The following is a 7,315-nucleotide window of genomic DNA, read 5'->3' on the forward strand; positions in this document are numbered from 1 at the left end:
GTACCCCTGGTCGATCAGGGCGTCGGTGTCGAGTTCCCCGACGCAGTCGTCCATGTCCGGCTGCCGCTCGGAAGGCTCGTCCTCGGGCTGGGGCTGGTAGACGTCGTCGCCGCGGGCTCCGGAGTCGCTCATGAGCACGTCCTCTCCTCGTGGCAGCGCCGGTCCGGGACGCGCTGCGCGCTCTCTTGGCGTCTCCCCAGGAATGCGCGGATCACGCTGCGCGGCGGAGGCCGGCGCCCGCACGGCCGATCGGGCCGGCCCCGTGTGCGGGGGCCGGCCCGGTCGGGCGTGGACGGCTACTTCTTCTTGCGGAGGTTCTCGGCGGCGGTGCGGGCGCGTTCGTCCATCTCGGACATGGCCTCCTTCGCCTCGCCCTTGGCCTGGTCCATCTTGCCCTTGTCAGCCATCGTGAACTCCTTTGACGAATCGGATGATCCAACGGAAGCCAAACTAGGCGAAAACCTCCCGTACCGCTCGGCGGGATGAGCGGGATGAGAGAGGGCGGGTACCGGCCCGCGAACGGGGCAGGCGCCCATGGGGGACCGATCCGGCCACCACGCGAGAGAGGAACCGTCATGACCCGTTCCACACCACGGACCTCCGCAACGGTGCTCCGTCCGCTCGCCACCCCCGTGCCCGTGGGCTTCCTGGGGCTCGCCGTGGGCGCTCTCGTCGTCGCCGGGCTCCAGCTCGACTGGATTGGGCCGTACGAGCGCCACGCGGTGGCCCTGGTACTGCTCGCCTTCGCGTTCCCGCTCCAGCTCATCGCCGCGCTCCTCGGCTTCCGCGCCCGCGACTCGGCCTTCGCCACCGCCATGGCCGTGCTGGCCATGGCCTGGCTCGTCGAGGCCGGACTCCTCTCGGCCGGACGCGCCCCGGGCGGCCGCCACACGCTGGGCCTGTTCCTCGTCGCCGCGGCCGTGGCCCTGCTCGTGCCCCTCGCCGCGTCCGGCAGGGACAAACTCGCCGCCTCGGCGGTCATCGGCTGCGCGGCGCTGCGCCTGGCCCTCGACGGAATCCACCGGCTCGCCGGGGGCGCGGCCTGGGAGACCGCGGCCGGGGCGGCGGGGCTGCTCCTCACCGTTCTGGCGCTCTACGCCGCCGCGGCCTTCGCGCTGGAGGACACCCGGGGACGTCCCGTCCTGCCCCTGGGCCGTCATGGATCGGGCGCCGAGGAAATGGAGGAAGGGGCCGAGCCCGGGATCCGCTCCCTGCTCTGACCCCGGGCAGCCGGCCGTACGTGCCGTGCCGTGATTGGCCTGCGCGTCGCGGGGTATGCGATCCGCTACCGGCACGTACGCGCACGCGCTCACAGATGCCCCGGGAGGCGGTTCCATGATCCAGGTCACCATTCCGCTGGTCCCGGGCGGCCACAGCGGCCCGCTGATCCCCGCCGACCAGGTCACCGCGCTGCTGCGCACGATCGCCGTGGACTGGGTGCGCTCGGCGGACGCCGGCGATCCGGCGGTCGACCGTCAGACCGTGGACAGCCTGGCCGGCGTCCTGGACGAACTCGCCGACAGCATCGACGTGGAGTGCATCGCCTTCGCGTCGGCGCCGGAGGGCCTGGGACCGGACGGGGAGTGACTCCCGCACGGCCTGGGCGGGGGGCTCATGTCCCCGTCCGTGTCAGCGGCCCGGTGACCAGAGGGCGATCAGCCGGCCCGCGCCGGGCGTCAGGGCCTCCCAGCCTCCCGGAAGGTCGATCACCGCGACGCCCGACGTCCGCAGGCCCGCCCTGAGCTCCTCCAGCAGCTCCGGCGGGCCGGACCCGCACAGGGAGGCGGCCAGGTCGTGGATGCCGGGATTGTGGCCGACCAGCGCCACGCATCCGAGGCCCGCCGCCCGCTCCGCCAATACGGTGACCAGCGCGTTCGGCGCCGCGCCGTAGAGCCGCTCGTCGTACACGGCGGACGGTGGCTCCGCCAGCGCCGGGGCCAGCATCTGCCAGGTCTGCCGGGTGCGGCGCGCCGGGGAGCACAGGGCCAGGCCGGGCGTGAAGCCGGACTCCGCCAGCCAGCGGCCCGCCCGGGGCGCGTCGGTCCTGCCGCGCTCGCTCAGGGGGCGGTCGACGTCCTGGGCCGGATCCTCCTTCGGCACGGCCTTCGCGTGCCGCACCAGCAGCAGGCGGCACCCGGCGGCCCCTCCGGAGGCCGAGGACGTCGTGTGTGGGGCGGGGCCCGAGGACATGGCCGCCTCCTTCGCCGCGGGGTCGGGGTACACGGTCATGGTGCGGTGAGTCCGGGAAGTACGCACCCTCACGCCCGGAGACGCGCACGGACTAGGCTCCGCAGGATGGAACGCGCAGAGGTACTCAAGCGGGTGATCGGCATCCTCACCGAAGCCCAGAACATCCGCCGGGCCGTCGAATCCGGCCAGGACGACGACGGCTACGGCGACGCCGACGACGACGGCCCCGCCGCCACGGCCGGTGTCGCCACGACGCTCCTGAACGAAATGCTGCCGTCGATCAGCGTGCCGTCCGACGCGTCTCCGCAACAGGTGGCGGCCCTGGTGGCCGAAGCACTCGGTCCGGCCCTGCACACGATGGTCTCCGGTTTCAGCCTGGCGTTCACCAGCCTCGCCATCGCGCACGACAACGGCCGCACGGACATCACCTCGATCGAGGTCCTCCAGGAACTCGCCCTCGAAATCGAGGCGGGCACCTACGACGAAGGGGCGTAGCGGCACACTCCGGCTTCCTCCCGCCGATGTGGCCGAGGGACCGTACGGGCAACGGCCGATTTCGCTCCAGCCCTTTCCCTCGTGGCCCCCGAGGTGTTTCGCTTGACGGGCAGCCCTCGGGTAGCACTCGAAGGAGCGTCGATGCCCGTACGTATCGGAGCCGTCTCAGCGACGGCGCGCGTCCTCCACTGCGAGGGCGAGTTCGACCTCTACTCCGTGGCCGCGCTCCTGGAGGCGGCCGGCGCCTCCTCCGCGGGAACGGGTCCCTCGCGGCTCGTCATCGACGTGAGCGCGGTCGGCTTCGCGGACTCGGCCTTCCTCAACTGCCTGCTGTGGCTGCGGCGCACCACCCCGTGCCTGGTGCTCGCGGGTACCCTCCCGAAGCAGCTGCGACGGCTCCTCGAGATCACGGAAACGCTGCCCCTGTTCACCTACGCGCCGGACGTCGAAGCCGCCGGCCCATGACGCCGGCCCCTGACGCCGGGGCCGTACGGAGGCCGCCGACGGAATCTTCGGCCGAGTCGCCACCCGCCGACGCCGTATCGGCGGCTCGCGCCACTAGCCTGACGGCATGGGTCACGAGGACAACGGCGGCATCGCCCCCTGGCCTGAGCAGCCCGACACCGGCGCCCCCGCGACCGCCGCCGAGGCCGCCGCCCGGCTGAAGGAGCGGCTGTACGCGACCATCACCATGATCTCCGTGGTGATCGGCCTGGCCGTGTCGGAGCACGCCGATGCCGTCGGCACCGCCGCCACGGTGCTGACCACCGCCGTCGGGCTGTGGCTGGCGAGCCTCGTCGCCGACCAGCAGGCCCACCGCGTGGTCCACGGCCGGCTCGCCACCGGCGCTGAGTTGCGGCGCATGCTGTGGATCGGCAGCCCCCTGCTGCTGTCCGCCGTCGCCCCGCTGATCCTGATCGGCTCGGCCGCCCTCGGCGTGATGGGCCTGCCGACCGCCCTGTACGCCGCCGCGGGGGTGAGCGTCGCCAGCCTGTTCGGGTGGGGGTGGTACGGCGGCGTCCGCATGGGCACCGGTCCGGCCCTCGCCCTGCTGGCCGGTGCCCTCGACGCGGCGATCGGCCTGGCCGTGGCCCTGGTCAAGACCGCCGCGGGCCATTGATCCCCCCTCCGGCTCCGGTGATCGATACGGAATCATTCGCCATCCACCGAAGTAATCGGGCATCCTGAACCCATGAACGACTTGCCTCCCGCGACGCCGGCCGACGCCCCGGCCCCCGCGGCCCGCCTGGCGGCCCTCGCCGCGGCCCTCGCCGACGAGACGCGCGCCGCGATCTGCATGACCCTGCTGGAGGGCCGCGCCTGGACCGCCGGCGAACTGGCCCGGATCACGTCCGTGGCACCCTCCACCGTCAGCGGCCACCTGACCCGGCTGCTCGACGCGGGCATCTGCGTCACCGAGCGGCAGGGCCGGCACAGTTACGTGCGCATCGCCGACGCCGCGACCGCCCGCCTGATCGACGCACTCGCCTCGTACGCGATTCCGGACCGGGACGCGGCGCACACCGTCCCGGTGGTGACCGCGCCGGATCCGCTCGCGCGCGCGCGAACCTGCTACGACCACTTCGCGGGGCGGTTCGGCATGGCCGTGACCGACGCGATGGAACGGCGCGGACTGCTGCGCACGGAAGGCGTGTTCGAGCTGACGGAGGACGGCCGGGCCTGGTGCGCCGAGGCCGGTGTCAGCCTCGCCGGCCCGGGCGCGGGGCGCAGACCGCTGGTGAGTTCCTGCCTGGACTGGACCGAGCGGCGCCGGCACCTGGGCGGCCTCGCCGGGGCGCGGCTGTGCGCGCGGGCGCTGGACGGGCGGTGGGTGGTGCGACCGGCGGGCGGCGGCCGGGGGCTGGAGGTCACGGCGGCCGGGGAGCAGGCCCTGGGCGAGCTCCTGGGGATCACACCCGAGGCGTGGAGCTGAACCCGGATCCAGAATCAACATTTTGGTCGACACCGAAATGTTCACCCCGTAGGGTGGACTGATGACGTTCCGTTCCCGCCCCCTCCCGCCCGGCGTCCTCACGGTCGGCGCCGTCTCCTTCACCGTGTTCGCCTGGGCCTCCGCCTTCGTCTCCATCCGCAGTGCGGGCGCGGCCTACTCACCCGGCGCGCTGGCCCTCGGCAGGCTGCTGGCCGCCTCCGTGGTGCTCGCCGTCCTGCTCCTCGTACGCCGCCAAGGCCTGCCGCCCCGCGAGGCTCGGCGCGGCATCCTGCTGTCCGGCGTGGTGTGGTTCTGCGGCTACACGGTCGCGCTGAACTGGGGTGAGCGGCTGGTCGACGCGGGTACCGCGTCCCTGCTCGTGAACACCGGGCCGATCCTCATGGCGCTCCTCGCGGCCCGCCTCCTCGGCGAGGCGCTGCCGCCGCGGCTGTTGGCGGGCATGGGAGTCTCCTTCGCCGGAGCGGTGGTCGTGGGCCTGTCCATGTCGTCCGGGGACGGCGGCTCCACCTCGGTGCTCGGGGTCGTACTCTGCCTGCTCGCGGCGGTCGCCTACGCCACCGGCGTCATCTCCCAGAAGCCCGCGCTCTCGTACGGGACCCCCCTGCAGATCACCGCGTACAGCTGCCTGACGGGAACCGTGGCCTGTCTGCCCTTCGCGGGGCAGCTGCTCTCCGAACTGCCGAAGGCGCCGGCCTCCGCGACCCTGAACATGGTCTACCTGGGCGTGGTACCGACCGCCCTCGCCTTCACCACGTGGACCTACGCCCTGGCCCGCATGCCCGCCGGCAAGCTGGGCGCGACCACGTACGCCGTCCCGGCCATCGTCGTCCTGCTCAGCTGGGCCCTCCTGGGCGAGGTACCGGCCTGGCTGACCCTCCTCGGCGGCGTCCTCTGCCTGGCCGGAGTGGCGGTGTCCCGGTACGCGCCGCGCACGCCGCGCACTCCCGTCGGCGACGGCGGGGCGGGCGCGGGCAGCCCCGTGACCGAATCACCCTCTCCCGCACACCATTCCCCTGCGCACACTTCTCCTTCTCGCACTTCTCTTTCTCACACTGCCTCTCACGAAAGGCACCCCTCATGAGGATCCTCACGGTCGGGGCGGGCGCCGTCGGCGGCTTCTTCGGCGCCCGGCTCGTCACGGCGGGCCAGGACGTCTCCTTCCTGGTCCGGCCGGCCCGGGCGAAGGCACTCGAAGCCCGCGGCCTGCGCGTCGAGGGGCAAGGGGAGAAGCTCCGCCTCACGCCGCGTCTGGTGACGGCCGACGCTCCGGGCGGGCCGTACGACCTGGTCCTGCTCTCCGTGAAGGCGACCGCCCTGCGCTCCGCCCTGGCGGACATCGCGCCCGCCGTCGGCCCGGACACGGCCGTCATCCCCCTGCTCAACGGGGTGGCCCACCTCGACCGGCTCGTCGCGCACCTCGGTGCCGAGGCGGTCCTCGGCGGGGTCGCGAAGGTGGTCACCACCTTGAACGCGGAGGGCGACATCGTCCGCATGGCTCCGCCCACCGTCATCCTGACCGGCGAGACCGACGCCCGCCCCTCCGCCCGCGTGGACACGATCCGCACCGTCCTGGCCGACGCGGGCATCGACTCACCGGCGACCGAGGACATCGTCGCGGCCATGTGGCACAAGTGGGTCTTCATCTCCACGCTGGTCGCCCTCACCTGCCTGATGCGCGGCACGGTCGGGGAGGTCAACGCCGTTCCCGGCGGCGCGGAGCTGGGGCCGGCCCTGCTCGCCGAAGCCGCGGCGGTGGCGCGGGCCGCCGGCCACCCGGTGCCCGAGGCCGAACTCGCCTTCACCACGGCGACCGTCACGACCCCCGGCTCGCCCCTCACCCCGTCCCTCTACCGGGACCTCGTCGCCGGTGCCCCCACGGAGGCCGACCACGTCCTGACCGACCTCACCGTGCGCGCCCGCGGGCTGGGGGTGGCCACTCCCCTGCTGGACCTCGCCGCCCTCCACCTCCGCGTCCACGAACACCGCCTCGCCGCGGCCCGCTCCGTCTGACAGCCGCCGTACACCCTCACCCGGATGCCCGGCCGGCCGGGCATCCGGGCATCCGGGCCTGCCCAGGGGTGACGGCCGACGGGCGCGAGCGGCCGGGCACGGCTCCGAACAGGTGACGCGAGGCGTCGCGCGGCGGGTCGTGGGGCGGTTCGGCGGGAGGGCGTCAGGCTGGCCACTGCCGACGAGTTCCGTCCGCCGTACGCAAAGGAGCAGGCTGTGCTGGAACGAAAGAGCCGGAAGAACGCGACCGACATCACCTTCGTGCTGCCGGAGGACGTTCCGCCGGGGCCCGTCAGCGTGGTGGGTACGTTCAACGACTGGTGCCCCGGCACCCACGTCCTGGAATCGCGGCCCGACGGAAAGCGGGCGGTGACCGTGGCCCTGCCCGCCAAGACCAGCCACAACTTCCGGTACCTCGCCGCGGGCGACTACTGGTTCAACGACGAGGGAGCCGACGGGCACGAGGGCCCGAACAGCCGGCTGGACACCTGATCCGGCCCACGACGGCATCGTGGACGCTGCCCACCGGGCCTTCGCCGGGCAGCTCGACGGCGGCCACGGCCGCGGCGCACACCGGGTGTGTGCCGCAGCCGTGGCGCGTAGGGGCGGCCCGCCAGGGGTCAGGGCAGGTTGACCACCCGGTGCGAGGCGATGTTGTGGTAGATA

10 protein-coding genes are annotated in these 7,315 nt (G+C 73.5%); 9 read left to right on the forward strand and 1 reads right to left on the reverse strand.

The window, feature by feature from the left end:
- Positions 1 to 575 precede the first annotated feature (575 nt).
- Positions 576 to 1,220 carry a GPR1/FUN34/YaaH family transporter gene (locus ACFV0Q_RS35590; protein ID WP_385011261.1) on the forward strand — a complete coding sequence of 215 codons (645 nt, stop codon included), beginning with the start codon at positions 576 to 578 and terminating at the stop codon, positions 1,218 to 1,220.
- A gap of 115 nt (positions 1,221 to 1,335) precedes the next feature.
- The gene (locus tag ACFV0Q_RS35595; RefSeq protein WP_385011263.1) at positions 1,336 to 1,587 is read left to right on the forward strand and encodes a DUF6213 family protein; all 252 of its coding nucleotides are present in this window, start codon (positions 1,336 to 1,338) and stop codon (positions 1,585 to 1,587) included.
- Positions 1,588 to 1,629: 42 nt separating this feature from the next.
- Here ACFV0Q_RS35595 and ACFV0Q_RS35600 read toward each other — a convergent pair whose 3' ends face one another.
- Positions 1,630 to 2,229 carry a SixA phosphatase family protein gene (locus ACFV0Q_RS35600; RefSeq protein ID WP_385011264.1) on the reverse strand — a complete coding sequence of 200 codons (600 nt, stop codon included), beginning with the start codon at positions 2,227 to 2,229 and terminating at the stop codon, positions 1,630 to 1,632.
- Between the two features lie 66 nt (positions 2,230 to 2,295).
- Between ACFV0Q_RS35600 and ACFV0Q_RS35605 the strand changes: the two genes are divergently transcribed.
- From ACFV0Q_RS35605 to ACFV0Q_RS35635, 7 genes are all read left to right on the forward strand, one after another.
- The gene (locus ACFV0Q_RS35605) at positions 2,296 to 2,685 is read left to right on the forward strand and encodes a hypothetical protein (RefSeq protein ID WP_385011265.1); all 390 of its coding nucleotides are present in this window, start codon (positions 2,296 to 2,298) and stop codon (positions 2,683 to 2,685) included.
- 141 nt (positions 2,686 to 2,826) lie between these two features.
- A complete protein-coding gene (locus ACFV0Q_RS35610) occupies positions 2,827 to 3,150 on the forward strand; it encodes an STAS domain-containing protein (RefSeq protein ID WP_385011267.1) in 324 nt (107 codons plus the stop codon).
- A gap of 106 nt (positions 3,151 to 3,256) precedes the next feature.
- Positions 3,257 to 3,805, forward strand: a complete 549-nt coding sequence (locus ACFV0Q_RS35615; protein ID WP_385011268.1) for a hypothetical protein — start codon at positions 3,257 to 3,259, stop codon at positions 3,803 to 3,805.
- Between the two features lie 72 nt (positions 3,806 to 3,877).
- The gene (locus ACFV0Q_RS35620; RefSeq protein ID WP_385011269.1) at positions 3,878 to 4,618 is read left to right on the forward strand and encodes an ArsR/SmtB family transcription factor; all 741 of its coding nucleotides are present in this window, start codon (positions 3,878 to 3,880) and stop codon (positions 4,616 to 4,618) included.
- Between the two features lie 61 nt (positions 4,619 to 4,679).
- Positions 4,680 to 5,720, forward strand: coding sequence for a DMT family transporter (locus ACFV0Q_RS35625; RefSeq protein ID WP_385011271.1), 1,041 nt, complete (start codon positions 4,680 to 4,682; stop codon positions 5,718 to 5,720).
- Positions 5,717 to 6,649, forward strand: coding sequence for a 2-dehydropantoate 2-reductase (locus ACFV0Q_RS35630; protein ID WP_385011273.1), 933 nt, complete (start codon positions 5,717 to 5,719; stop codon positions 6,647 to 6,649). Before ACFV0Q_RS35625 ends, ACFV0Q_RS35630 begins: the two co-directional genes overlap by 4 nt.
- Positions 6,650 to 6,865: 216 nt before the next feature.
- Complete coding sequence (locus tag ACFV0Q_RS35635) at positions 6,866 to 7,141, forward strand: hypothetical protein (RefSeq protein WP_385011275.1); 276 nt, start codon at positions 6,866 to 6,868, stop codon at positions 7,139 to 7,141.
- Positions 7,142 to 7,315: the final 174 nt, after the last annotated feature.

Source organism: Streptomyces sp. NPDC059564 (assembly GCF_042735575.1).
In the GTDB taxonomy this organism is placed as follows: domain Bacteria; phylum Actinomycetota; class Actinomycetes; order Streptomycetales; family Streptomycetaceae; genus Streptomyces.

What these genes read in the sequence shown, in the direction of transcription:
- ACFV0Q_RS35625 (WP_385011271.1), top strand. Translation starts at nt 4,680, where the DNA reads ATGACGTTCCGTTCCCGCCCCCTCCCGCCCGGCGTCCTCACGGTCGGC.
- ACFV0Q_RS35600 (WP_385011264.1), bottom strand. Translation starts at nt 2,229, where the DNA reads ATGACCGTGTACCCCGACCCCGCGGCGAAGGAGGCGGCCATGTCCTCG.
- ACFV0Q_RS35620 (WP_385011269.1), top strand. Translation starts at nt 3,878, where the DNA reads ATGAACGACTTGCCTCCCGCGACGCCGGCCGACGCCCCGGCCCCCGCG.
- ACFV0Q_RS35630 (WP_385011273.1), top strand. Translation starts at nt 5,717, where the DNA reads ATGAGGATCCTCACGGTCGGGGCGGGCGCCGTCGGCGGCTTCTTCGGC.
- ACFV0Q_RS35610 (WP_385011267.1), top strand. Translation starts at nt 2,827, where the DNA reads ATGCCCGTACGTATCGGAGCCGTCTCAGCGACGGCGCGCGTCCTCCAC.
- ACFV0Q_RS35590 (WP_385011261.1), top strand. Translation starts at nt 576, where the DNA reads ATGACCCGTTCCACACCACGGACCTCCGCAACGGTGCTCCGTCCGCTC.
- ACFV0Q_RS35615 (WP_385011268.1), top strand. Translation starts at nt 3,257, where the DNA reads ATGGGTCACGAGGACAACGGCGGCATCGCCCCCTGGCCTGAGCAGCCC.
- ACFV0Q_RS35595 (WP_385011263.1), top strand. Translation starts at nt 1,336, where the DNA reads ATGATCCAGGTCACCATTCCGCTGGTCCCGGGCGGCCACAGCGGCCCG.
- ACFV0Q_RS35605 (WP_385011265.1), top strand. Translation starts at nt 2,296, where the DNA reads ATGGAACGCGCAGAGGTACTCAAGCGGGTGATCGGCATCCTCACCGAA.